The sequence below is a fragment of the Chondrinema litorale genome (assembly GCF_026250525.1).
Taxonomy (GTDB): Bacteria; Bacteroidota; Bacteroidia; order Cytophagales; family Flammeovirgaceae; genus Chondrinema; species Chondrinema litorale.
The window spans coordinates 3,660,314-3,686,416 of record NZ_CP111043.1 but is presented as its reverse complement, the minus strand read 5'-3'; the positions used below and the strand labels follow the sequence as shown (position 1 = coordinate 3,686,416).

Below are 26,103 nucleotides of genomic sequence, written 5' to 3'. Positions count from 1 at the left end.
AAAAAATAATTAAAAAAACTATGCCTATAAGATTATTAATAAATTATTGAAATATTCTTTTAAAACCATGCCAAAATCCTAATAGTTTCATGAATTATTTATAAACTTCATATACAAAAAGGAAGGGCTTCACAAAGTAAAGCCCTTCCTTTTTATATATAAACCTTTAAAAAGGCACTATTCAATAAATACTCTTTTAACATTTTTTTGCCCCCCAAGTTGTACTTGAAGTAGGTAAAGTCCTCTATCTATTCTCGTTACATCAATTGATTGTTTACTATCGTAAGATGTAATATCATTTTCATAAACTACTTTACCGAATGCGTCCATTAAAACAATTTTTCCTGAACCTTCAACTTCTGTATCCATACTAACATTTAAATAGTCAGTAACTGGATTTGGATAAACATCTACAGAAACAGATAGGTTACCAGCTAATAAATCACTGCTGTCGTTAGAGTTTCTTTCTTTTGAATTATCAACCTCAGTAATTTCAATATAATCTACTAAAGCCCAACTGATTGCAGATTCAATCTCTAATTCATGAGTACCTTCTTCTAAAACAAGTTCATCTGATTCAACTGTTCCAAAGGTAGACTTTCCAAAATTGTCTACAAGTGCAGAAATGCTATCTTCTATTGTCGTAAATGAAATATCTTCATTATCTAAATAGAAGCTGTAGCCATCTGGTAAATACACTGAAGAATTTAAATAATTACCAGCTCTTAGTCTTACAGTAATTATATAGTTTGAAGATTTAGGAACATCAAAAGTTATTTTCATAATGTCTCCTTTGTCGTATAACTGAACAGCTTTATTATTACTTAATATAGTAGATTCTTCATCTGCTACAGTAATGGCTCCATTACTACCTTTATTTTTAACAACCTCATAATGCTCTTCAGCTTCTAGTCTCACACTATAAAGTTCTTCTACTACACCTGAAGCAGTTAATTTAATTGTCTTATAAACATAACCATCAGAATATATAACAAACTCGCCTTCATAATCTCCAATACCTTCAGGTGTAAAATCTATTGATATTTCTGTTGTTTCACCTGATTTAACTTCGCCTGACCAAGAACCTGAGAACTCTCCAGTAATATCAGTTTTATCTATTGTAAATGTAGCTTTACCATTATTCTCTACTACAATTGATTTTGTAATAGTTGTTCCTACAGATACGTCACCAAAATCAAGAGCATCAGGAGTTTCAAGTGTTGCTTCTAAAGCATCTTCTCCAATAACCTCAATGTAATCAACAACTCCCCAGCTCATTTCAGCTTTTATAGTAAGAACATTTACACCTTCTTCTAAAGTTAAACCTTCAGTATACATCGTACCCCAATATGAGATTCCAAAGTTTTGATCTAGATCCGAGATTGATTCTTCGTCTGCATTAAAATCGGTATCCACACCATTAATTTTGAAACTATAACCAGAGTTGAGGTAAACATAGTTCTTTGATCTATTACCTGATCTCAATCTAACCTTAATTGTATACTTACCATCATAAGGAACATCAAAAGGAATACTTACCACATCTCCTAAATCATAGATTTGAACAGCTTTATTTCCACTTAGTTCTGGTGAAGTGTCTTCACTTACAGATACATCTCCAAACGAACCAGTTTCTGTATCAACTGTAAACTCATCTTCTGCCTCAATTTTATTTGAATAATAATCTGATGAAGCAGACTCCTTAACACCAGTTCCAGAAACTTTAATTTCTCCTGTTGCATCATTTGAAACAATTGTAAGAGTAGCCTCTGATAAACCTAATGCAGTTGGACTAAAATTAACTTCTACAAGAGCAGTTTCTCCTGCTTCAATAGTTCCACTAAAGTTACTAGTAAATATTTCGCTGTCAGACTCGATTGATGTAATCTCTACTGAAATTTCTCCATTGTTTGTAATCTCTACTTCTTTAGATGAACTTGAACTTACTATTACATTACCAAAATCTATAGCATTTGCTATATCTAAAGCAATCGGTTCTTGTTCCTCAACACCAAACTGTAATATTTCAATATAATCTATTAGTGCCCAATCCATTAAAGATTCAATATCAAGTGTATGCTTGCCTTCATCTAAAAGAAGTTTTTCTGATTGAACTGTTCCCCAGTATGAAATACCAAAATTAACATCCTTAGAAGATGTCTCACTTGATATGGTAGACATATTTATAGAAGCATTATCTAATGAATATGAATAACCATTAGGTAAGTATGCCGATGTATTTATTACATTACCTGATCTAAGTCTTATTTTAATTTGATAAGTACCTGTTTCTTTTAGATCAAATGTATACCTAACTTTATCACCTTTATCATATAACTGTAAAGCAGTCTCATCACTTAAATAAGTAGATTTATCAGACGCAGCCACTACAGATCCATTACTACCAGACTCTGTTAACACTTCATACTCTGTTGTTTCAGCTTCATAAATGGTTGAAACATATGTTTCATCTGTGTTATCAGAATTATCAATAGTACCTGTTCCAGATAGTGTAACTGTATTACTTCCAGATGTTTTATCAGAGCTAATCGCCATTGTTGCAGATTGCTCTCCTGTAGAAGTAGGAGTAAATGCAACTGATACAACTACAGAACCTCCTGCTTGTATAGTACCTGAATAACTAGTTTTAAACTGACTGTTATCTGAAGATATGCTTGTAATAGTTAACTCTGTATTTCCATTGTTCTCAATAGTGATGTTTTTATTTTGAGTTTCACCGAGAATAACATCACCAAAATTCAATTCGCTTTCTACGTAAAGGATTTTTGTATTTGTAGGTTTCGAGTCTGACGAACTATATGGCCAAATCTTTCCCTCAAGCTGACCATACATAAACAGTGAACAAGGAAATACTGCTCCTGAACCACCCCAAGCCCATCTAATTGGTCCCGCTGTGCCTATCCCAGACGAGGGATAATTTGCGACACCACTAGCTGTTCTAGTATAAACTTTCGCGAAATATTCATCTTGATAGTAAATATTAGCTTTAGCAAACCATACATCATTTATCCAGTGAGTACCAGCTGGTGAAATTTGGTCTAGTCTGTTTGTTTCACTTACAGAACCATAATATCTTTTGATTGTACCATCAATATGATTATAATAAGTCTTTATAGTTAAATAAATACTTTTACTACCTCCCTCGGTTCCGTGTAAACCTTCTGAAGTAGTATAATCATACAAAGAAAAGTCTCCCCCTCTAGCTAATAAATCTGCAATCTCAATAGAAACTTGAGTATTGATAGAACCGTAGATCATACCATTTTGAGGATTACCATAATTCCCATTTCTTTGATATTCACCTAAAGTACCATCTGGAAAAACACTATATTTTAACCATTCTTTCACAAATGTTTTTGCATGCAGAATTAAATTTGCATCATCAAAAAATGCACCTGCTAATCCTACGATTCTTAGCTGGGTAAAACGTCTGTTATTATACCAAGCAGAAACCCAAGATAGCTTGTTTTTCCAATTACCTGATGCATCCATATATGCATAGCTACTTTGCATAGCACCAGATTCCGCAACATTTCCTTTTTTAGAATAATCGTTAGATAATCTATTTGGAAACATTAATTGTATATCATTATGAATATTTCCAGCATAAAAAGTTGCTGCAGATTTAAACCAAGTATCTAAAGTTGATTGAGTACTAGAATCTAAATCGCCTCTCACATACATATATCCATAAAACAATCTAGAAATCCAGTCACCTTCATGAAAACCTTTTGTATCACCGAAGTAAGACCAATTCTTAAATTGTGTACCTGATTGTGATGCTTGAGTTATAAGAAAACTTTTAACAGCAGATAAATACTTAGTATTTTTTGTTAAAAGATACACAAATGCAGCATCTCGCATTCCAATCCCTTTTGTGTAGGGCTCATTTGAAAAATCGCCATTCCAAACCTCTGAAGTTGGATTAGATAAAAAACTATTGGCATTAGATAAAACTTTTGACCATGATGCAGGTGAATTATTACTTACATCGCCAGAAGTATTGTACATTTTATTACCAGAAGTTAAGCCGGCTCTTGATTGCCAAACATTAATTTCTTCTTGAGTGTAAAAAAGACCTTCTTGAGCTTTGGTTGAAAAATTAAAAAAGATAAGTAAAAGAAAAATCTTAATTTGTAATGATTGGATTCTTGCCATAATGTATAGCTGTTTGTTAAACAATGTTAATAAGCGCAATAACTTTCTATCTAATCACCGTACCTATACATTATTGTACCAAACTTTCTAACTAGACTCACAATGTAAGTTTTGTTAATAAATTCAAATACGCATCAAAAAGTTAAATAAATCACAAACCACCCTCTTTGCAAAATTTAAATTATGCAATATTTTATATTGTGAAATCTTAGAATGTGATTCTTATACTATTACAAAATTTAAAAAAAAATAGATTTTTTTTAAACATTTCAAGACTTTGAAGCAGACTTTAAAAAAACAGAAGATTTTAGGGGGGATACTGTAAACAAAATCATTGCCAAACTAGTTACCGAAAAAAATTGAGCAAAATGAATTATCACTCCTAACGTTAGCGATAATTCTTCTTTTGTATTTAATAAGCTTAAGCTTAATAGTACCATTCCTTGAAATACGCCTAAATATGCAGGTGATGAGGGTATTAATATTCCAAAATTTACTATTGTCAAAACAAAAAAGCCAACAACAATTACCGGAATTCGTAAGCCAAAATAATAAAAAGCTAATACAAATACAGTTCCTTCAATTGTCCAAATAAGCACACTTAGAAAGGCAATTTTTAATGAATTTAGGTTCAATTGAAGAAAGGCTATAGCATTATAAACCTTTTCAACTATTCCTTCTGTTATTACATAAAGTTTATTATTTAAGAGTTTCTCAAAAATTTTTAATACCAATCTTTTATTTGTTTTTAATATGATAATAGCGCTGGTAGCAATTAAAAAAATACTCAACGACAAATAGAGTACATTTTTTAGCCATATATTTTCTAACAGATCAGTATTTAAAAGAGAAATAGATAACAGCAAAAACAATAGAAGTACCAAACCGTCTAGGATTTTTTCAGTAAAAACAGAGGTTAAAGAGGTTAAACGTGCAATTTTAGTCCTTCTACTAAAAACTTCCATGCGTATTAATTCTCCTCCCCTAGCAGGTATAAAATTATTGCCGGCAAAGCCAGCTACAATAGCAATAAAACTATCTTTAAAGGTAACTCTAGTACTTTCTGGAAACATCAATTTCCATCGTATAGCCCTTGGTAAAAAAGATAAAATATAAACAAGCATCAAACTCAACAATTGCCAAATACTTATTTGCTTAATATTACTCCAAATATCTTCAATAGAAATATCCCGAGAAATATAATATATTATTATAGCTGAAATTAATATTCCTAAAGCTCCTATAATATATTTCTTCATGGTAACTTTTGAGTATTTGTAGATCCTAAAATATGTTTAATACATTTTTTTTCCTATGTATTCAAGGAATTATTATCAGAATCAGACTTAGACGAAATAATCTCATCTATAATATAGAATGGCCTACGTTTTACTTCTACATATATTCGACCAAGATACTCACCTATAATTCCTAATATAATTAGCATTATTCCTCCTAAAAAAAACATCCCTACACCCAATGTTGCTAAACCAGGAGTATCTGATGGTGAATATCCCATAATTTTAAAATCTAGGATACGATGAATAATAAAAAATATCCCTATACAAAAAGAAGGTATAGATATAAAAATACCAAGATATGTTGACAACCTAAGTGGGAAGGTTGAAAAACCAAAAATACCGTCTAATGCTAATTGCAACAATTTAGGGAAAGTATACTTTACATCACCAGCAGCTCTTTCTGCACGCTCATAAGTTAAGCCTACTTGTTTAAATCCAGCAAAAGCTCTTAACCCCCTTATAAAGCGAATATTTTCAGGAAATTCGTAATTTAAAGCCCTTACTACTTTTTTATCCATCACACAAAAATCACCACTATCAAGTGGTATAGCAATGTCACTAATCCAACCTAAAATTCGATAAAACAAGAAATAAGAAACTCTTTTAATAAACCCTTCTTTTCTTCTCGTTCTTATAGCATATACTACATCATTACCTTCTTTCCATTTTGCTAAAAATCTAGGTAATTCTTCAGGTGGGTCTTGCAAATCACCATCCATAATAACTACAGCATCACCTTTGGCTATTTTTATACCTGCAGAAATTGCAGCCTGATGACCGAAGTTTCGAGACAGTTGGATAATCTTGAAGAAAGAATATTTATTAGCTATAACCTTGAGCAATTCCAAAGAACCATCCGAGGAACCATCATCAATCAAAATAATCTCATACTCTTCACCCCATAAAGGTGCTGCCTCCACCAGTCTTTTCTCTAATTTCGGAATTACACTCTCTTCGTTGTATAATGGTATTACAACCGATATCATTTTAATTTCAATTAAACCCTATTTTTCCTGCTAGCGATGCATTTTCAGGAACAAAATCAGCATTCATTCCCATACTTTTACAAGATTCTGCAGCTACTCTAATCGCATTATTTGTACTTCTTTCATCAGGATAAATATGATTCATATTTGCTATATAAAGCTTATCTATGTCTGTTTTACAATGAGGCACTTTTTTAGAAAAATTTAAATCACAAACTGTGGCCGCACTGTGTGTTTTAAAAGTATAAACTTTTTCTATCTGGGACTCAGTAAAATTAGGATATATTTTTTTCAAATAAGGAATCATTAGTGCTTCAATCTCCTGATTGCTCATTTTTGCTAATGGCTCACTATCCGCAAAATATCTAGAAATATATGCTATATGTTTTCCCTCATAGTTTTCAGGAGGAATAAAATTGGTGTGCTCTATAATTCCTCCAAATGGAAACCCACTTTCAGCTACGTTTAACCAATATATATCGCTGAGCTTCTCAGTCATCTCTAAAACCACGCATACGGCTCCAAAATACTTAGTTTGTTGTAAAAAAGCAGCTAATTGTGGCACAGATGACACCAGTATTTCGGCAGTTATATTTGTAGGTATTGTAAATAAAAACTGTTCTCCTGTAATTGTATATCCTTTATCTGTTTTCAGATATTTCACTTCATTATTTGCAATTTCTATTTCCTTAACTGATGTATTGTTTATTAGATTTACCCCCATTTTAGGTAGTGTTTTTAACAAGGTATCTAATAAAACTTGCAAGCTACCTCTAATATAACCTAACTTTTCATCTCCTTTATCTCTGGAGTTTAGCCTTTGTTTCATCCGACCAATCATCCAAGAGAGAGGAATTTCTGAAGCATATGGACCAAATTTTATATCTAACATGGGCTTCCATAATGCTTCTGTTGTAGACTTACCTGCCCATTTTGAGAGCCACTCTAGTGCAGAAATATTTTCATATTGCTCCCAATTGGTAAACATTCCCATATAAATACTGGAAAAACCAAACCTTAATTTATCGAAAAAGTTTATTGGAGAGAATTTCAGTAAATCAAATGGAGAATCAAAGGGAAAAATTTCACCATTTTGATAAACCCCCATTGAGCTTTTATGGAAAAGGAGCTCATCTTCAAGCCCTAATTCTTTTACCAACCAGTTAATTTCGGCATCGTGGGTGAAAAAATGATGATAAAAAAACTCCAGCCTATTACCTGCAATTTTGAAGGTGTTAAGTAAGCCACCAAAATTTTTATCGGCCTCAAGTACTGTTACTTTTTTTCCATTTTTTGCAGCAATATATGCAGCTGCTAAACCAGTGATCCCTCCACCTACTATTACTAAATCCGCATTCAATTTAATCCTTATTTGTTAGATGCACTAAAATAAGGTTGATTTACTTAAGTAGAAAACAATTGGTAACTGAATAAACTTGAAACTGAAATTTTATTGATTAATGCAGAATATAACCTAATATTCTTTTAGAATAACCTATTACTAAAAATGAAGGCATATAATATATAGGACAGTTTCTAAATGTATAAATAGTGAAATTCTTTAGATTTCCCCCTCCTCTAATACCAAATAGATGCTCGTAATATTTCTTTAAGCTTTTCTTTTTACGATTTTGCTGGTCGCCACTCGCTTCTGGATAAGTAAATATTTTAGCATCGTAATTACAGAAAATCTTAAACCCATGCCTTTTGGCTTTATGAGTAAAATCATGGTCTGCCATATAGTGAGGCAATGCTTTTTCAGCGTATAAACCGATCTTATCAAATACAGCTTTAGGTATTAGCAACCCTCTACCGGGGAAATGAGAAACTTCATGAATTCCAGTAGTTTGTTCATTTTCGGGAAGTACATCTAGAAGGAAAGTATAAGAATGAGACATCCAATGGATAATCTCACCACCATAGGTAGGCTTATTTGTCTTTGTATCGAGCGCCATTGAGCCTAAAAGTGAATTAGGTTCTTTTTCAGCCCAATAATACATTTTCTCGATATAATCTTCTACTGCGATAACATCATTATTCAATGTTAAAACATAATCAGCATTATTCTCAAGCGCATATCTTATCCCCATGTTTGTAGCAGCTGTCCAGAATAGATTACCATCTCCATATAATACATGAACTTCTGGATATTCTTCTTTCAGCATTTCTGATGTCCCATCTGTAGAACCATCATCAACTACTACAATTTTAAATCTTTTATCAGTTTGTTTTCTTAATGAATCAAGACAATCTTTAGTAAATTGTTTTCTGTTAAATACAGGAATAACAATGTAGATCATAAGTTAAGTATTACTATAGTTTAAGATGTTTTTTTGAATAAAATATTATAATCTAGGCGATATCAAAACATCATTTTCAACAACTTCTTCATCAATATGAGTTTCTTCTTCCTCTTTTTCAAGAAATTCTGCTTTTTGCTGATTTAGGAAATCAGTTTCAATTATATATATAAAAAAGCCTACAGATGCATAAACATTTAATTGTATTTTATAAGACAAACTATAAACGATAGCACTACCAACAAACCCTAAAAAAGCGATTCTATCTAATCCTAATTTTTTGATTTTGCCCACCAAAAAAGTAATATAATAAATTACTGGTGCCATTATAAATAACAAACCTGTAATTCCAAAATAGAAAAGTCTATCAACATAATAACTGTGAAAGTGGTGACCTGTACCATCTTCAAAAGCTAAATTATCTCTATCAAAAAACTGAACAGGCAACTCAAACCCTTGTAGTCTCATTCCAAAAAGGAAATTATCTACAATAAAAGGCCAATAAGATGTAAACTGCTCCCATCTCCAACTACCAGTTCCTTGCCCTGTTGGATTAGCTAAATCATCAATACTTTCATTTAATTTTGTTACTATAGTCTCATTAGTGAGGATAAAGAACCCAACAAAGAATGCTGCTACAAATACAATTAAAGCAATTGGTATAAAAGCACTTAAATCAATCTTAAGTCCGCTCTTTCTGTACATTAAAAAATTGATAAACAAAGCTACTGAGGTAGCAATCCAAACAGTTCTATGTTGAAGAAATATCACAATGAACAGGAAAAAACCTCCGTAAAAAAGATACTTAGCACTTTTATCAGAAAAATACTTATTGAAAAAGTATAAAATTGGTATAACTAAAAAATAAACAGACTCAGCAGTAAACCCTCTATCATGTTCTGCGAATGAAACTACACTAAAAGCTGTTCTGTTAACAATTGCTGCATTTAAAATAAAAAATATAGCTATAAAATGGACTACATTTTCTACATTAATTTTACCATTAAACTTTTTATAAAATCCATATACATAAAATATTGAAAATATTTCTAATACTTTTGAGAAAACCCTTGGAAACTGAAAAAAGGAACCATATAAATACAATGACTCCAAAATAAAATATAGAAATATTAATGCTGATGCAATACACCATGTACGCATAAAAGAGCTCATATAATTCACTAAATATAAAGAGCCCAAAAAAGTTACAATCCAAACAACACGAGTTACAGGTAATTGCAGTTCACTATCTTTTCCTACAATTACAGACAGGAACAAACTATCAGTAAAATATACGATGCCAATTCCAAGTAGTAGATAAATGAATTTTATATTGATTCTCATAAATCATTATATTTTTCGTAAAAACTTTGCAGGTGCTCCTCCCCATATTTCATTAGAAGGGATATCTTTTACTACCGTACTATTAGCTGCTATTATTGAATTTTTTCCTATTGTTACTCCTTTAAGTATTACTGAGTTCATTCCAATAAATACATTATCCTCAATAATTACAGGCTTTGCTTTTACATTTTCTCTACTAAATCTCCTGTTTTTTGGTTCAATAGGGTGAAAATCAGTGTCTGAAATAAATGAATTAGCTCCCATCATTACATCGTTACCTATTTCCACATTAGTTTCTACACAAATACCACCTCCACTAATTCCTACATTATTACCTATTTTTAAGCTAGCTTCTGGTTTTAATAAGCGAATCATTACGGGATGATTTACTCCTGGTTCACTAAAATATGATTCAGATATTAAAGTAATATTTTTACCAAATGAAAAATTACTATTTTGAAATGTAATAATAGGAAAACCATAGATTTTGACTTTATTATTTAGCTTCCTCTTATAGATAAAATTGAATATTAGATTTTCAACTAAAATAACTATTTTTCTAACACCTTTTATTCTATACAACATTATTTAATATGCATTTAGAACCTCTGAGTATTTTTTAATGTATTTATCAATAATTACATCTTCAGAGTAATTATTAACTGCATGTTTATATGCATTCTGAATTATATTTTTTGATAGCTCCTCATCTTGTAATAATTTGAGTAGTGCTTCTTTAATACTATTAATATCATCTACATCACATAAAATACCTGCTTTGCCAAAATCCAATAGATAAGGAACATTACCACTTTTATCTCCACCAACTAATGGAGTACCTAGCAACATGGTTTCCAATACAGACATTCCAAATGATTCTTCTCTTGATGGATGTACACAAATTTTAGCATTTTGCACTATATCCTGAACCTGATCAAATGGAACTAAACCTTTAAATAAAATTCCATCTTCTATATTATTCTTTCTAGCAAACTCATGAGCAGGACCATTCTCTTCCATATCATTACCCAAGAGGTAAAACTGTAAGTCTGGAAATGTTTCCCTAACTTTAGCAAAAGCTAACATTGCATTACCAATATTTTTTCTTTTGCCAAATCCATTAGAAACCGAAACAATGTAATTACCTTTTTGTTTGTCGATAGCTAATGGGCGTTCCATATCATGAGAATAGAAGTTATTAATAATAGAAGCTTTAGTTTGCTCTTCTTTTATTAATAAATCGTACATGTATTGTGAATTAGCTACAAGGTATTTAGCCTTTTTTAATACTATATAATTCATGCACCAACGCATAAACCTGTACAAACTCATATCGTACTTTAATATGGTAGATGCGTGATCTTGCAAAGTTACAACTACAGGCAAACCCGTATCTATTGCTGCCCATGGAAATTCATATGTCCATAATGCATGGATTACATCTACTTTATATTTAATCATTAAATTATAAAGCTCTTTTCTAGTAGATGCAAATAGTGGACTTCTTAAAGGATGCTCTGGAGTTGGAGCTACGCAGATGGTTAATTTATCGCTTTCAAAAACAACTGGTTCACTTATTCCTCTTGATGTAGTAAATGCAACTACTTCATGTCCCTTTTTTAAAACGCCATTAACCAATGCAGATGTCATTGGGAATTTATAACCTTCTGGAACAGATTCACCGTTAAAGTCAAAATCCAAAAGGTCTATACTCATTGGTCCTGCAATACCAATTTTCATAGTGTTAAGTTTTAAAGTGCAGTAAAATGTATGATGTCTGTTCTGAAAATAATTATTATACAGTCAATATTAAAGATTAGCTTTCTGCATTAGCCTTACCTAATTTTCGCTTTATAAAAGCAAAACCAAATAACATATCAAGAAAATAATTTAACATAGTTACAGATACCGGCTTTTCAGAATACTCATGCCATTTAAGTGTTGGTAAATCCTGATCTCTGTGCTTAATGTATTTGTCTTTTTGATCTGGATCTATTGATAAATATAAATTGGTCTTTTTCTTAAGGTAATCTTTATGAAGGTTACCATAATGTCTTATTCTATAATGAGTTACAGCACTTTTCCCTGTAATACCTCTTATAAGGTGACAATGTATTTTAGCATACTTAAAATAACCAGTTGGTTGATTTTTCCAAAGTACTCTATCAGGACTGGCAATTTCATATATTTTTTGACGACTTGCTTCAAATTCATTTTCAGATTTATGTAAATGAAATCTTCTAAACCAATATCTAGTAATGGTTGGAGATAGCATCATCTTATTTAAGACATCCCTTGTTAATCTTTCCTCAAAAATTTCATCAACATCTACCCACAATATCCAATCAGGATTTCTTTCTTTTGCTCTATCATGAGCAAGTATTTTATCTCTTCCTTCATCAAACCCTACAGTTTCGTCTACAGAAACTACTTTGGGATGCGCTCTTAATACATCAAGAGTTCCATCTGTAGAACCATTATCAACTACTACAATTTCATCAACAATTTTAGAAATAGATTCAAGCCAATCGTGCACAAACAAAATCCCATCTTTCACTCTTAGCATACATACTAATTTCGGCACCTTATTTTGTTGATTTTCCATACGATATTAATTGTTATTTTTTTAATTCAAAAAAGAAGAAATTTTATTTAAAAATGGGATATTAAAATTACTCTCCCTTATAGATAATATTAGCCTCTGATTATTTGGAATTTTAAGCATTAGTAATACAGTAATGGCTCCTGATGCTATTTGTATTAATAGCTTAAATAAAATTGGAATATCTACTAAATCCAAACTATATGATATTCCTAACATTACTGCTGTTACAAAAGCAATATTTATTACTATTGATAAGAGAATATTCAAATACTCTTTAAATGATATATGAAGCATTTTCCCAACAACAACCATATAAGCTAAAAATCTACTTAACTCTCCTATCAGTACACCGATAGCAACACCTTGTATTCCATAGTCTTTCAAAAGGAAAAATAGAGTCGCTAGAAGTACCAAATAACTAAACTGCAAAATTATCTTCGGGTTTAGCTTGTTATTAGCTTCACAAAATACTCCTCCAAAGTGACTTAACAAATCGAGTGGTGCAGCAAATGCCAAGATTTTGAGAATAATAATAGACTGTACCCAATCTTCTCCTAATACTGTTAATATGATATTTTCTGCTGAAGCAAATATTCCTGCGGAAATCGGGAACAATAATATAGATGCTACTGAAATTGTAAGAAGAAATATCTTTTTCAACTTAGCACTTTCATTTTGTATTCTACTTAATGAGGGATACAAAACTTTAGAAATACTCATGGTAATATATCTCATCGGAAGATTTACCAACATAAAAGCTCTATTATAAATACCTAATAGAGATGCGTTTAATAGTTTTCCAATAAGCATTGTATCCATATTGGAGCCTATAAACTCCATAAAACTTATTATCGACACTTTACTACCAAATTGAAATAATGGCTTGTACACATTCCAATCGAAGAAAGGTTTAATATTGTGTCTTACTGTTAAGTAAGATCCCATTGTTTGCATTAATGATTGACATAATGTAGCAAAAACCAAACTCCAAACTCCAAAATCATTAAAAGCAAGACCAACACCTACAATTAAATATCCTGTGTAAGAGACAACTTCAATAACAGCAAGTTTTTTAAAAGCCAACTCTCTTTTTAATAAACTTAATGAAGTTGATGATAAACCAACTAGTATAAAGTTGAAAGATAATGCTCTTACAACATCTATAATTTGGTTATTATCTAGCAAAACAACAGAGAAATCTGCAAATAGAAAGGTTAGTAAAAAGAATAATCCACCTAATAAAATGCTTGATGTAAATGCAGATCTTATCTCTAAAACATTTAAGTCTTTTTTCTGGATTATTGCTTGTCCCATGCCCATTTGGGCAAAATACATCCCAAATCTTAATATTACGCCAGCACTAGCAACTATACCAAAACTTGTAGAATCTAATAAATGCCCCATAATTGAGGTATATACAATCTGCAATGCAGAACTATATACTGTCGAAATTGTGCTCCACTTAACCCCTGTGGCAGTTTTCGATGCTAAGTTTTGAGACATAGTGAACCAGTTTTCTTAGATAAAGAATTTAAATAGCAGATGATATGATATAGGAATATGATAGAAACAAGAAAGGGAGAGAAATGGATTAATATCCATTTCTCTTATCTCCGTATCCATATAGAGCTTGAGATAATTTCACATCGTTTAGAACAACACTGATGTTATCTACCTTTTTATTGTTGTATAGGTCATTAATTTCACCTAACAGTTTCTTATTCGTGTAGTTTGACCTGACAACATAAATGCTTGAGTCAACATACTTTTTAAGAATAAAGTATTCGGCTACAAAACCAATTGGAGGAGTATCTATAATAATTTGATCAAACTCTTGCTTCAATTTATCCATTAACTGCTCCATTCTTGCAGAATCAAGAATAATTGTTGGGTTAGGGTTATTTGGCGCATAACCTGCATCTATAACATAAAGGTTTTCTATTTTGGTTGGTTGAATTATATCGTTAATAGTAAAATCACCAATCAAATATCCAGATAAACCTGTTTTATTATTTATATCAAAATACTCTGAGAATTTAGGCTTTCTTAAGTCTCCACAGATAATAATTGTTTTCTTACCTGATTGAGCAAAAGCAGAAGCCAAGTTTACAGAACAGAACGTTTTTCCTTCGCCACTAACTGATGATGTTAAACCAATAGTTTGGATACTCTTAAATCCATTAACTTTACCATTTACACCAGCAGCATTATTTCCATGACCATTTACACCATTTAAAGACGGTCGCATATGCTCAAGGTTAACACGTAAAGATCTAAATGATTCCGCAACTCCAGATCTAGACTTACCTTCAAAAACTAAAGCATTTGATTTTTCGCCTCTTAAGATCATACCCAAATAAGGTATTTTGGTAGAAGTAATTAAATCGTCTTTAGATTTAACACTATCATCAAGATAGTCTTTCAATGTAATTAGTACATATGGAATAGCTAAACCTATAATTAATGCTAATAAATAAGATACTGTAGTTTTTGGTGAAACTGGCTGGCTACCCATCATTCTAGCAGAATCTAATATCTTTACATCAGATGTAGTATTAGTTAATAAGATTTCTGCTTCAGTTTTTTTCTGTAATAGGTTTTGATAAGTAGTCTTATCAAACTCAGAGCTTCTTTGTAATTCTTGTATTCTTCTTTGTTGGAGTGGTATCTTGTTAAATTGAGCTTGGTTAGATGCTAATTGCCTATCAATCTCCTGCTTTTTAATTACTGTAGACTGAATAGCTGTTCTTACCTGCTGTTTTAAAGCCTCCCTTGCGCTATTAATCTGTAAATTAATTCGCTTAATTGATGGGTGTTCCGGACCAACAATTGGCTCCTGCTGTGTTTTTTCACTATTTAACCTAATAATTTCGGTTAACATAGCTTGTACACCACCATCGTTTAAGTTATATGCACTTGCTGCGATACTTTCAGTTAACTCCAGATCACTTTCCAAATATCCTTTTAATCTCTCATACAACTTAAGCGTAACAGCTAATTCATTTTGCTGTTGCTTTAATCTCTGCATCTCAGCTGATAGAGTTGTTGTTGCAAGGTCTGCATTAACAATATCACTTGAAGTCTGGAAATTAGTTAAACCTTGTTCTGATTGTGTTAAATTAAATCTTGCATCATATAGCTGAGTATTAATATACTCTAAAGTATTTTCACCTAACTTCATTTTCTCTAATAAGTCTGTAGTTTTAAAAACCTCCATTAACTTATTAAGAATAGCTATTTCCTTTTTAGGATTACTTCCTGTAACCTCAAGATCTAATATATAGGAATCTCTATCACGCTCTTTAACCTCTAGTCTTTTTATGTAAGTATCAGCTAATCGATCGTAACTATTAAATATAAAATGGACACGCTCTTCTGGAATACCAGCTAGATATTTATCATCAGGAATAATCATGAAGCTTAAATTTTCATGCGTAAATTTCTCTCTTGCATGAATTCGCTCTTTTATTTTAAGCTCAGGCTCAACCCTAACAACCTCATTAAGGCTATAATCATAAATAGGAACATTTTCTGCGTCAACTTCAACTTCGTAAGTAGAATCAGGAAACAACTTCACAAAAATCGGGACTCCTAATGGCTGAGGATCTAAAGAATCTATAACCACCTTAAAAGGGAATTCGCCTGCACCAAATTGTTCATTTTTACCTTTGTCTTCTCCTTTATAATAAGCAGCTTTAAGATTAAGTGCTTCAAAAGTTTTTCTAACCATAGTAAATGAGGTAAGTCTACCCATCTCATCTTTTAAGTTAGTAATATTCTTTTGCTCTGCTCCCATCGCAATCAGTATGTCATTTGCACTTTTAGGTCCATTTTGATTTTGACCTATAATAAGGCTTGATTTAAACTGATAGATTCTTTGTGCAGTTTTATTATGGACAAATGCAAGCAGGAAAGCCACAATAAGAGAACCCACAAAGTAATACCACTTGGATAGTACCCTATTGGCTATGGCTTTTATGTCGATAAATACAGTATCCTGATTTTCCATGATTGAAGATATTTATTTGACAAGTTAATATGTCTTTATTTTTATTTCTGTATTTAATTATTATTGTTTGCTCCTGATATAACATATATAATACTTGCTAAAGCAGTTATACTTCCTATACCAGCAAAAATAGCAGTTAAAACAGGTAAGTTTTTTTGTTTTGTAGCTTGCTCAAGTCTTTCAGCATACAACACATCATTTGGCTGTAAATAGTAGTACGGTAACCTTAACAGGTTTTCTTCTGTAAGATCTATTAATACTGCTTCTGAACCCTTGCTATTTTGTCTAATTAATTTAATCCTCGTTCTATCTGCTGTATCGATAAGATCACCAGCCATACCCAATGCCTCAAAAATATTTGCCTGATTGTTAAACACATAATATGTTCCTGGGTTTTTAACATCTCCCAGTACAGTTACTTTAAAGCTTACAAGCTTAACTGTAACTGTAGCATTCTTTAAATAATTTTTAAGAACTTCTTGAACTCTATAAGTAATATCCTCTATAGTTGAACCTGAAACTTTTAATTTTCCAATTAATGGAAGAGTGATATTCCCATCTGAATCTACCGAGTAACCTTTAATGTAAAAGGTTGCTGCTGGTTGCATTGCTCCTTGTACATTATTGGATTCACGATTAAAAATCTCAGATGCTGCAGGGTCAGCTGGACTCACTATGTCAATTGCCAATACATCATTACTTTGCACAAGGTAATTATTTCGTGTATTGTTATACTGTACTGCAGATTTTGTAGTGATGTTTTCACTTTGTAAGTAGATTAGCTTTTCATTTGGGATGCAAGAAAAGATACAAAAAACTAAAAAAACAAATAATAATTTTCGAGACATGTTTTAATCAAATATAAATTGGATATACAAAATTTGTTCTGAGTTCTACCGTAAAACTACGGTTATAAGAAAGAAAATGCACAAAACGTTAAGTATTATTAACCTGTAAAAGTTTTGAGCTTAATCGATTTAAAAAATTTAGTTAAATAAGTAATGCTACTGGCTGTAAAATTCGGATGTCATAAATTTATTCCAAAGTTAAAAAAATTACAGAACTAAATACTATAGTATAGATGACAGTAGTGTAAATATTAATAAACTTTACATTACAACTACCTATAAAATCAAATATTAAATTCATTAATTAGTACTATAATAACTTACATCTACTTTTTATTTATTTTTAATGAAATAAGTAAACCATTATAATACATTCAATGTTTATTACTTTTGCTTTCTGAACAAATTTTATTCCTCTATAGCTAATTACAAATCATTATTGAGCTTTTTTTTGAAAAAAACATGATAATCAAGAAATATTCTATTAACAATCTACCAAAAGCTTTTTTGTGATTTTTTTCAGAAATATAACATCCAAATTTTCACTGGCTTGAAAAGCAACAAAAAAAGCTGCCAAAACCATGACAGCTCTCCTTACAATATCGCTTGAATTATAGAAACTATTTGGGGCCTCCTTGAAAATTGATTAAGACCAATAAAAAATAAGAGTTGGATAGATAAAGTTCAGCTTTTTTTTGTTTCAAATCTTGGTACCTGCTGTTTTGGACTATTTAAAAAGTACAATACTGTGAGTAATCCTATTGATAAAACTGGAAAATATTGCTTTTGGATAGTATAGACACACTCATCCCATAGGCTTTTCAGCTTTAGGTTTAGGCGGCCTGAAGTAGAGGGGCTTGTTCTGATTTCCTTTTGCTGATCTTAACGGCATTGGCCATCATAACTGCGAAAAAAACGTGTATCATTTCTCGTTTTTCTCCTTTAACCTTGATCTTATTGAGGCCATAAGCTGTTTTATGCACGCCAAAACTTCCCTCCATCACCGTGGCTCTTTGGCTAGAGATGAGACTTCTGAGTTGGCTTTCAGCAGGGTTGTTTACTTTAGGACCTTTCTTTGGAAAGCAGGTAAATATCTTCTTTTCTGTTAAATACTTCCTGTTTTTGTTGGTGGCGTAAATGCGATCTGCTCCTAGTTGATGAAGTGAGCCAAATATCGATCTATGTTTTAAACTACTTAATTTCAGTCTGGTACTTTCATTAAAAGCGCGGAACTCCATGGTATCGATAAAGCAGATACCATCCACCTGAAGCAGGTGTGCCTTCATTCCGAACTCAACCCTTTTAGCTTCTTTACCTCGCACTATCGGCCTAACATAAGCCTTGGGAAGTGATACAATCCTGTTTTTCAATTCTTTAGCTGGATGCTGCTGCAAGAATTGCTGTTGCTCGATTATCTTCTTTATAGTTTTTAGATATGTTCTCTCATGTAAGTGAAGCTGTATTTGTGGATTTTCGTTAAGTAGGCATTGCAGTTGCCCCAATCCTTTGGATAGTAGATATATCAATGACTTTTTACGCTTGCGACCAGCTTTATATGTCTTTTTACGACTACGATCATAAGACATCTGCATGCGCTTTTGATCTATATATTTGGAGCCAGGTCGTTTTACTCCTAATATTTTACAGTATCTGTAAAGCTGCTTTTCAAACACCCATTGGCAGCTCTCCCAGAGCAGCTTAACATCGGTAGGAAAACGAATATAACTCTCATAACAAGTAGCATCCATTAAGAGCACATGCGTATTATGCATGTCTGTTTTCCAGTGTTGGAGTAGTACCTCTTGAAGTTGTTGCCAATCAGTATGGTCCGCCATATACGTCCTGATTCGACTTAAAATGGCCTTATCCTTAATCTTTTGATGATCCTGTAGCAATTTATTGCAAAATAGCTGAAGGCTCCAATCGGTATTAAAGCGTGCTATGAGCTTTTCATCACTCAGGTTTAAATAGGCTTTTAGAAACATTAAGCCAAACATGCCCTGAGGCGAAAACCAGCTAGGAGCACCAGGGCCTTTATTTTTCTTAGGCAGACATGCAGAAAGTTGTTCCCAAGGGATGCTATCATAAACATTACCCAATTTACTACTCTTAAATAAATACCATTTTGGAGTTAAGTAATCTTGTGGTTGGAAAAGCTGTTGATCTCTCATATATTGTAGTGTTAATTGTGATTAGACACTACAATTTAACAAATCAAAAACCCCGAAAAAAGCTTTTATTAGCTAATTGCGGGGTTTTATTTTATACATTAATGCATTTAAAACCTTGATTTTCAATCCCTTTTATTTAAAAGGTAAGGCCTATTTGCTAAACCTTAACTGACTCTGAGGGAATTTCAGATTTTTTCTTAGTCTTCTCCACCAACATACAAACTGTTGCATCACCTGTTACATTCACAACAGTTCTACACATATCTAAAATTCTATCTGGAGCAAGTATTAATGCGATACCTTCAACTGGAATCTTAGCTTGTTCGAGCACAATTACTAGCATTACAATACCTGCTCCTGGCACTGCAGCAGATCCAATAGATGCTAATGTCGCAGTTACTACGATTCCAAGTTGTTGACCAATAGTAAGATCTAAACCATATGCTTGAGCGATAAACACAGCAGCCACACCTTGATACAAACTAGTACCATCCATATTAACTGTTGCTCCAAGTGGTAAAACAAAACTGGCAGTTTCATTAGAAACACCTAGATGCTTCTCTACACGTTCCATGGTTACAGGCAAAGTTGCCGCACTAGAACTAGTTGAAAAAGCCATCATTTGAGCCGGGAATATACCTGAAAAGAAATCTTTGTATTTAAACTTGCCAAATACTCGAACTAACATTGGATAGAATCCAAAAATCATTAATCCAAGACCAAAAACTACTGTTAAACTATATTGAGCCAATACACCTAAAAGCTCTACAGCTCTATCAGGATTATCTCCTGCAATATCTACCAAAAGAGAACATAGCAATGCAAAAACACCAAATGGAGCAAATAACATAATGATGTTTACCATTTGTATAACTATTTCATTCAATCCATCAAACGCCCGCTTTATGGGCTCTACTACAGGAGAATTAACCATTACCATTGCCACCCCAAAAAGTATTGCAAAGAATATTACTTGTAGCATTTTGGCATTATCAGCAAATGAAACAAAGATGTTATCGGTTACTACATCAACCAATGGTTGTAGTGGTCCCTTTCCTTGCACTTCTTTGGCTGAACCTGCTCTCATTTCTGTATCTGAAGCATAGTTAGCACTAAACTCTTTTCGAGTTTCTTCAGTAAAACCTTTACCGGGATTAGTAATGTTTACCAATAATAAACCTAATGTAACAGCAACAATAGTAGTACTGACATATATTAAAACTGTTTTACCTCCCATCGAAGATAGCTGAGAAACATCCGTTAAACTGGTAATTCCCTTTACAAGGGAAAATAACACCAAAGGAACAGCTATTAATTTTAGAGAATTGATAAATATTTTACCGAAGGGCTTAATCCAGTCATTAGAGAATTGTCCCCAACCAGCACTAATCAAAATTAGTCCTACAACTATGCCTAGGACCATTCCAATAATTATCTGCCAGTGTATTGCGATTTTCTTCATTAGGTTAGAATTAATTTTAGGGGTTAATATACCTTTAAATTATATGATGTTCTTTAAAAGAACATATATGCAAAGTAATTAAAATTCTAAAATATAACTTTTTAAATAAAAAATAATAAAAAAGGCAGATCATAAGATCTGCCTTTTTCTATTTTTTATTTCTATTTCTTTATAGAAGCTCTGTAAGTTTATCTTCAAGTGCTTTACCACGAAGGTTTTTTGCGATAATTTTTCCGTCTTTGTCTAGTAGAACCGTCATCGGAATACCTTCGATATTATATAAAGGAACAACTTCTGAATTCCAGAAATTAAGATCAGAAACATGTAACCAAGTTAAACCATCTTTTTCTATAGCTTTATTCCAAGCGTTTTTATCCCTGTCTAGAGAAACACCATAAATCTCGAAGCCTTTGTCTTTAAACTTATTGTAAACCCTTACAACATTTGGGTTTTCTTGTCTACAAGGCCCACACCACGATGCCCAAAAATCTATCAACACATATTTACCTCTTAATGAAGATAAACTAATGTCTTTACCTTCTGGACTTTGCAGTTCAATATCTGGTGCTACCTCGCCTATTGCTGTATTTTTAACAGCATCAATCTTCTTTTTTAGATCAATTACCATTTGCTCTTCTGGGTATTTCTCAAAAAGCTTATTAGAAAGCGCAGTTAAATACTCTGAGTCTTCATCTATATTTAGTTGAGTAGCTGGAAATATTGAAACAATTGAACCATCTGCTTTCTCAATAAATCCTTTAATTTCAGCAACTGCATTTTTCACAAATTCATTATAATCTTCTTCTGCTTGCTCCTTATCTTCTGTCTCAAAATATTTCTGTCTCTGCATATTCATTTGAGTACTTAATTTTTGATCTAATGCTAAATACTCAGTAAGCAAATTTGTATCTGGTGAACCTGTTACTTCATAAATTCCATCAGCACTTGAGCCATCTGCTGTAATTTCAAGTTTATCACCAGGATTTAAAACCAGCATTTTCTCTTGGCTCTCATAAAAGTTAATCAAATAAAAACCTGCTCCGGCTATAGGGAATGTAACTTCAAATGAACCATCGCCACTTACATTTAAAGTATCGAATGGAAATTTCTGATTCTCTTTTATTTGATATAATATAACCTCGCCTTCTTGGGGGTTTTGAATTTTTCCGGATATTGTTGTTGGAGTTCCATTTTCTGCTTCAGGTGCATTAGCTATTCCTTTCTCTCCTTGTGATGAGCATGCAACCACAAGCCCAAACAATACAAAAATTCCTATCTTTAAATATTTCATTTCAATGTTGTTTAATATTCTCTATTATATCCGGCTAACAAAGCCCTGTTATTTAAAATTCAATCTTAGATTATGCCTTTTCTAATTGCTTTCTAATTAGCTCATTGGCTTTCTTAGGGTCTACTTTGCCTTTCCCTGCTTTCATCACCTCACCCATAAACAAACCTATCAGATTCTTTTTACCTTTTTTGTAAGCAGCTACTTTATCTGGAAAGCGAGCTAACACTTCATCGATAATCGGAACAATAAATCCATCATTACTTTCTTGAATAAGATTTAATGATTTTGCCAACTCCTCAGGTTCTTTATCTGGTTCGCTAATAAGCGCTTTAAATAAAGTACCTGTTGCAGTAGTATTACTCACTTTTGCGTCGTCAACTAAGGCAATAAGCTGGGCTATTTTTCCAGCCTCCAATTCAAAATCGGTAATCTCTTTGCCAGAATCATTTAAATAAGACTTAATGGTCGTCATTAACCAGTTAGATGCTGCTTTAAAGTTCTTTGTATGGCTACAAATTTCTTCAAAATACAAGGCTACTTCTTTCTGGTCTGTAAGTACACCTGCATCATACGCTGGTAACTTATATTCTTTAGTGAATTTTTCAAACAGTGCTTTTGGAAGCGGTGGCATTTCAGATGAAATTCTTGCAAGCATTTCATCTGAAACTATAATTGGAGGAAGGTCTGGTTCCGGAAAATATCGGTAATCGTTCAACTCTTCCTTGGTACGCATGCTATAAGTTTTGCCAGTATCAGGATTAAAAGTTCTGGTTTCTGAGATAATTTCTTCACCAGCCTCTAACATTTTTATTTGTCTTATTCTTTCATGCTCTATAGCTTTTTGCACATTACGCATAGAGTTCATATTTTTCACTTCAACCTTTCTACCAAGTTCAGTATCACCTATTTTTCTCACAGAAACGTTGGCATCGCACCTTAGTGAACCTTCTTCCATATTGCCATCAGAGACTTCAAGATATCGCACTAACCTCCTCACTTGCTCCATTACCTGTATAGCTTCTTCGGCATATCTTATATCTGGCTCTGTTACAATTTCAATCAACGGTACACCTGCCCTGTTCAAATCAACCATGGTGTAGGCTGCTCCTTCTAAGTGAATAGATTTACCAGCATCTTCTTCCATATGGATGCGGTTAAGCCTTATTCTAGAAGCTTTTCCTTCATTATTCTCTACATCAAAAAATCCGCCCACACAAATAGGTGCTTTATCTTGCGTGATCTGGAAACCTTTTGGTAAATCTGGATAAAAGTAGTTTTTACGATCGTATATATTATACCTAGTGATTTCACATCCACAGGCAAGTCCCATTTTAATTGAATATTCTAATGCCTTGCCATTGCTCTTAGGTAATGTACCCGGATGAGCCAATGTAATTACACTAATGTTTGTGTTTGGGTCTTCTCCGTAAGCATTTGCATCTGGAGAAAATGCTTTTGTTTTAGTTGATAGTTGTGCGTGTACTTCTAGCCCTACTACCAATTCGTATGTATCAATAATTTCCTGCTTCATCTGAACTCTTCAAAAATTGATTAAGTGGATGACACAAAGCTAATTAAATTGAACCTATTATTAAGAAAGTCGCTATTTCTTTATAGAGTAAAAATTAATTTATTAATCAAAAAATAGTGAATACATCACATCCTATAATCAGATGGAAGAACTCTTAAAGGAACATTTTCCTGTATTTTCAGATGTAGAGTTGAGAAATCAATTACTTAAAAATGCCCAACTAGAAAACTTTGAAACCGGTGATCTTATATTAAAACAAGGCAGTTATATCCATTATATTCCACTTTTAATTAGCGGTTCAGTTAAAGTTGTAAGGGAAGATGAAGAAGGACACGAAATATTTCTTTACTATATAAAACCTGGCGAAAGTTGCGCCCTTTCTTTTTCGGCTTATATGAATCACAGAAAAAGCGAAGTAAAAGCCATTTGCGATGAAGATACGCAGTTAATTCTTATACCATCTCGCATGATTGACGGATGGCTACAAGCCTATCCCTCTTGGCAGCAATTTGCATTACAACTATACGACATCCGTTTTGCCGAATTACTCAATACAGTAGAGAGTGTTGCTTTTAAAAAAATGGATAAACGACTTATTGTGTACCTAAAAGAAAAGCAAAGTCTCCATCAAGCAAACCTATTGCATATTACCCATCATCAGATTGCAACCGATTTGGCAACTTCAAGAGAGGTTATATCAAGGTTATTAAAACAATTAGAAAAGAAAGGCATGATTAAAATCTCCAGAAATTCTATCAAAATAAATGGCTTTATGTAACTAATATCACTCAACTACTGAGGCAACCACCATATTTTTATCATACAAATTTTGTAACTCTAATCTGATAAGAATATGAAAAAGAACATGGGTACTATCGATAAAGTAATAAGAATTGCAATTGCAGCAATAGTTGCTTTGCTATACTTTACAAATGTAATAAGTGGTACTGTTGCAATTATAGCAGGTATACTGGCTACTATATTTTTACTAACCAGTGTAATAAGCTTTTGCCCACTTTATGCACCATTTGGTATATCTACATGTAAAGCCAATAAACAGAAAGCTTAAAAATTAAAATTGCTTAACCTAATCTTTAAAGGTGCAGATAGTTATCTGTGCCTTTTTTATTAAAGTCTATTAAAGATTTTATCAACAAAATCTAAGTACATAATTGCAAAAACATACTTGTATAGTAAGAACTTAAAAAGTTTTCGACGCGTTCTGAGACTTGTTTAACGAAGATTTAAACTAACAGGAAATTTTATTCCTTAATTTTGAATGAATAATTCAATCATTTTTAATAGCGAAAAAAATTAGTGATGAAACAATTAGCGATAGTATTTCTTATTTTATTTTCATTTACTGCCCAAGCACAATTTCTAAAAAATTTACAAAAGGCTGTAACTGATGCTACAGGAGGATCGGTTTCTTTTACCGAAGAAGAAGCAGGCAATGCAATTATAGAAGCACTACAAACAGGTGCTGTAAATGGAGTAGCAGAAGTATCTCAGCTTGACGGTTATTTAGGAAATCCAGAAATTAAAATACCTTTCCCTGAAGAGGTTCAGATGGTTGAAACTCAATTGAGAAAATTAGGAATGGATAAATTAGTTGATGACGCCATTACTTCAATTAATAGAGCTGCTGAAGATGCATCTATAGAAGCAAAAGATATCTTCGTTGGAGCTATTAAACAACTCACTTTTACAGATGCCATAAACATTATTAAAGGTGACGATGATGCAGCTACTCAATATTTACAAAAAACTACTACAGATAGTCTTAAAGTAAAATTTAAACCTATTATAGCTACTTCGCTCGAAAAAGTAGATGCTACAAAATACTGGGGAAATGTAACTACTCAATACAACAAAATTCCTTTTACAAAAGAAGTAAATACCGATTTAGCTGAGTATGTTACAGATGAAGCAATTAATGGTTTATTTATTATGATTGCTAAAGAAGAATTGAAAATTAGAGAAGACCCTGTAGCTCGTACTACAGACATACTTAAGAAAGTATTTGGTAGTGTAGATGACGATGAATAAATCAAATACCTAATCATAAAAAAAATC

Annotated in this window: 19 protein-coding genes; 3 read left to right on the top strand and 16 right to left on the bottom strand. The window is 32.3% G+C overall.

The annotated features are described in order from the left end of the window. Positions 1–177: 177 nt before the first annotated feature. The 16 genes from OQ292_RS15220 to gatB all read right to left on the bottom strand — a co-directional run bounded on the left by OQ292_RS15220 (position 178) and on the right by gatB (position 24,027). Positions 178–4,179: a choice-of-anchor D domain-containing protein gene (locus OQ292_RS15220; protein WP_284682998.1), complete on the bottom strand. Its 4,002-nt coding sequence runs from the start codon at positions 4,177–4,179 to the stop codon at positions 178–180. 269 nt (positions 4,180–4,448) lie between these two features. Then, complete coding sequence (locus tag OQ292_RS15215) at positions 4,449–5,438, bottom strand: lysylphosphatidylglycerol synthase transmembrane domain-containing protein (RefSeq protein WP_284682997.1); 990 nt, start codon at positions 5,436–5,438, stop codon at positions 4,449–4,451. Positions 5,439–5,491: 53 nt separating this feature from the next. Beyond that, positions 5,492–6,466, bottom strand: coding sequence for a glycosyltransferase family 2 protein (locus OQ292_RS15210; RefSeq protein ID WP_284682996.1), 975 nt, complete (start codon positions 6,464–6,466; stop codon positions 5,492–5,494). A 7-nt stretch (positions 6,467–6,473) separates the two neighbouring features. Next, entirely contained in the window at positions 6,474–7,826 is a 1,353-nt protein-coding gene (locus OQ292_RS15205) for an NAD(P)/FAD-dependent oxidoreductase (protein WP_284682995.1), read from the bottom strand. Positions 7,827–7,923: 97 nt separating this feature from the next. Further along, the gene (locus OQ292_RS15200; RefSeq protein WP_284682994.1) at positions 7,924–8,766 is read right to left on the bottom strand and encodes a glycosyltransferase family 2 protein; all 843 of its coding nucleotides are present in this window, start codon (positions 8,764–8,766) and stop codon (positions 7,924–7,926) included. Positions 8,767–8,811: 45 nt separating this feature from the next. After that, positions 8,812–10,110 carry an O-antigen ligase family protein gene (locus tag OQ292_RS15195; protein WP_284682993.1) on the bottom strand — a complete coding sequence of 433 codons (1,299 nt, stop codon included), beginning with the start codon at positions 10,108–10,110 and terminating at the stop codon, positions 8,812–8,814. Between the two features lie 6 nt (positions 10,111–10,116). Continuing rightward, complete coding sequence (locus tag OQ292_RS15190) at positions 10,117–10,695, bottom strand: acyltransferase (protein WP_284682992.1); 579 nt, start codon at positions 10,693–10,695, stop codon at positions 10,117–10,119. Positions 10,696–10,698: 3 nt separating this feature from the next. After that, positions 10,699–11,850 (bottom strand): glycosyltransferase family 4 protein, encoded by a 1,152-nt coding sequence (locus tag OQ292_RS15185; protein WP_284682991.1) that lies wholly within the window; start codon positions 11,848–11,850, stop codon positions 10,699–10,701. 76 nt (positions 11,851–11,926) lie between these two features. Further along, the gene (locus OQ292_RS15180; protein WP_284682990.1) at positions 11,927–12,715 is read right to left on the bottom strand and encodes a glycosyltransferase; all 789 of its coding nucleotides are present in this window, start codon (positions 12,713–12,715) and stop codon (positions 11,927–11,929) included. A 21-nt stretch (positions 12,716–12,736) separates the two neighbouring features. After that, complete coding sequence (locus OQ292_RS15175) at positions 12,737–14,218, bottom strand: lipopolysaccharide biosynthesis protein (RefSeq protein ID WP_284682989.1); 1,482 nt, start codon at positions 14,216–14,218, stop codon at positions 12,737–12,739. Positions 14,219–14,306: 88 nt separating this feature from the next. Then, positions 14,307–16,724 (bottom strand): GumC family protein, encoded by a 2,418-nt coding sequence (locus OQ292_RS15170; RefSeq protein ID WP_284682988.1) that lies wholly within the window; start codon positions 16,722–16,724, stop codon positions 14,307–14,309. 53 nt (positions 16,725–16,777) lie between these two features. Continuing rightward, entirely contained in the window at positions 16,778–17,572 is a 795-nt protein-coding gene (locus tag OQ292_RS15165; protein ID WP_284682987.1) for a polysaccharide biosynthesis/export family protein, read from the bottom strand. A gap of 833 nt (positions 17,573–18,405) precedes the next feature. Further along, entirely contained in the window at positions 18,406–19,743 is a 1,338-nt protein-coding gene (locus OQ292_RS15160; RefSeq protein ID WP_284682082.1) for a transposase, read from the bottom strand. A 157-nt stretch (positions 19,744–19,900) separates the two neighbouring features. Beyond that, entirely contained in the window at positions 19,901–21,205 is a 1,305-nt protein-coding gene (locus tag OQ292_RS15155) for a dicarboxylate/amino acid:cation symporter (RefSeq protein ID WP_284682986.1), read from the bottom strand. A gap of 169 nt (positions 21,206–21,374) precedes the next feature. Then, on the bottom strand, positions 21,375–22,496 hold the full coding sequence (locus tag OQ292_RS15150) for a redoxin domain-containing protein (RefSeq protein ID WP_284682985.1): 1,122 nt from the start codon (positions 22,494–22,496) through the stop codon (positions 21,375–21,377). 70 nt (positions 22,497–22,566) lie between these two features. Next, on the bottom strand, positions 22,567–24,027 hold the full coding sequence (gene gatB / locus OQ292_RS15145; protein ID WP_284682984.1) for an Asp-tRNA(Asn)/Glu-tRNA(Gln) amidotransferase subunit GatB: 1,461 nt from the start codon (positions 24,025–24,027) through the stop codon (positions 22,567–22,569). Between the two features lie 142 nt (positions 24,028–24,169). On the opposite strand from gatB, the gene OQ292_RS15140 reads away from it, so the two are divergent. The 3 genes from OQ292_RS15140 to OQ292_RS15130 all read left to right on the top strand — a co-directional run bounded on the left by OQ292_RS15140 (position 24,170) and on the right by OQ292_RS15130 (position 26,076). Beyond that, entirely contained in the window at positions 24,170–24,805 is a 636-nt protein-coding gene (locus tag OQ292_RS15140) for a Crp/Fnr family transcriptional regulator (protein WP_284682983.1), read from the top strand. Positions 24,806–24,880: 75 nt separating this feature from the next. Beyond that, complete coding sequence (locus OQ292_RS15135; protein WP_284682982.1) at positions 24,881–25,096, top strand: YgaP family membrane protein; 216 nt, start codon at positions 24,881–24,883, stop codon at positions 25,094–25,096. 251 nt (positions 25,097–25,347) lie between these two features. Then, entirely contained in the window at positions 25,348–26,076 is a 729-nt protein-coding gene (locus OQ292_RS15130) for a DUF4197 domain-containing protein (RefSeq protein WP_284682981.1), read from the top strand. Positions 26,077–26,103 lie beyond the last annotated feature (27 nt).

Coding starts and splice junctions, on each gene's coding strand:
- OQ292_RS15155 (WP_284682986.1), bottom strand. CDS start 21,205: ATGAAGAAAATCGCAATACACTGGCAGATAATTATTGGAATGGTCCTA.
- OQ292_RS15180 (WP_284682990.1), bottom strand. CDS start 12,715: ATGGAAAATCAACAAAATAAGGTGCCGAAATTAGTATGTATGCTAAGA.
- OQ292_RS15220 (WP_284682998.1), bottom strand. CDS start 4,179: ATGGCAAGAATCCAATCATTACAAATTAAGATTTTTCTTTTACTTATC.
- OQ292_RS15200 (WP_284682994.1), bottom strand. CDS start 8,766: ATGATCTACATTGTTATTCCTGTATTTAACAGAAAACAATTTACTAAA.
- OQ292_RS15195 (WP_284682993.1), bottom strand. CDS start 10,110: ATGAGAATCAATATAAAATTCATTTATCTACTACTTGGAATTGGCATC.
- OQ292_RS15165 (WP_284682987.1), bottom strand. CDS start 17,572: ATGTCTCGAAAATTATTATTTGTTTTTTTAGTTTTTTGTATCTTTTCT.
- OQ292_RS15210 (WP_284682996.1), bottom strand. CDS start 6,466: ATGATATCGGTTGTAATACCATTATACAACGAAGAGAGTGTAATTCCG.
- OQ292_RS15150 (WP_284682985.1), bottom strand. CDS start 22,496: ATGAAATATTTAAAGATAGGAATTTTTGTATTGTTTGGGCTTGTGGTT.
- OQ292_RS15190 (WP_284682992.1), bottom strand. CDS start 10,695: ATGTTGTATAGAATAAAAGGTGTTAGAAAAATAGTTATTTTAGTTGAA.
- OQ292_RS15170 (WP_284682988.1), bottom strand. CDS start 16,724: ATGGAAAATCAGGATACTGTATTTATCGACATAAAAGCCATAGCCAAT.
- OQ292_RS15215 (WP_284682997.1), bottom strand. CDS start 5,438: ATGAAGAAATATATTATAGGAGCTTTAGGAATATTAATTTCAGCTATA.
- OQ292_RS15130 (WP_284682981.1), top strand. CDS start 25,348: ATGAAACAATTAGCGATAGTATTTCTTATTTTATTTTCATTTACTGCC.
- OQ292_RS15135 (WP_284682982.1), top strand. CDS start 24,881: ATGAAAAAGAACATGGGTACTATCGATAAAGTAATAAGAATTGCAATT.
- OQ292_RS15160 (WP_284682082.1), bottom strand. CDS start 19,743: ATGAGAGATCAACAGCTTTTCCAACCACAAGATTACTTAACTCCAAAA.
- gatB (WP_284682984.1), bottom strand. CDS start 24,027: ATGAAGCAGGAAATTATTGATACATACGAATTGGTAGTAGGGCTAGAA.
- OQ292_RS15140 (WP_284682983.1), top strand. CDS start 24,170: ATGGAAGAACTCTTAAAGGAACATTTTCCTGTATTTTCAGATGTAGAG.
- OQ292_RS15185 (WP_284682991.1), bottom strand. CDS start 11,850: ATGAAAATTGGTATTGCAGGACCAATGAGTATAGACCTTTTGGATTTT.
- OQ292_RS15175 (WP_284682989.1), bottom strand. CDS start 14,218: ATGTCTCAAAACTTAGCATCGAAAACTGCCACAGGGGTTAAGTGGAGC.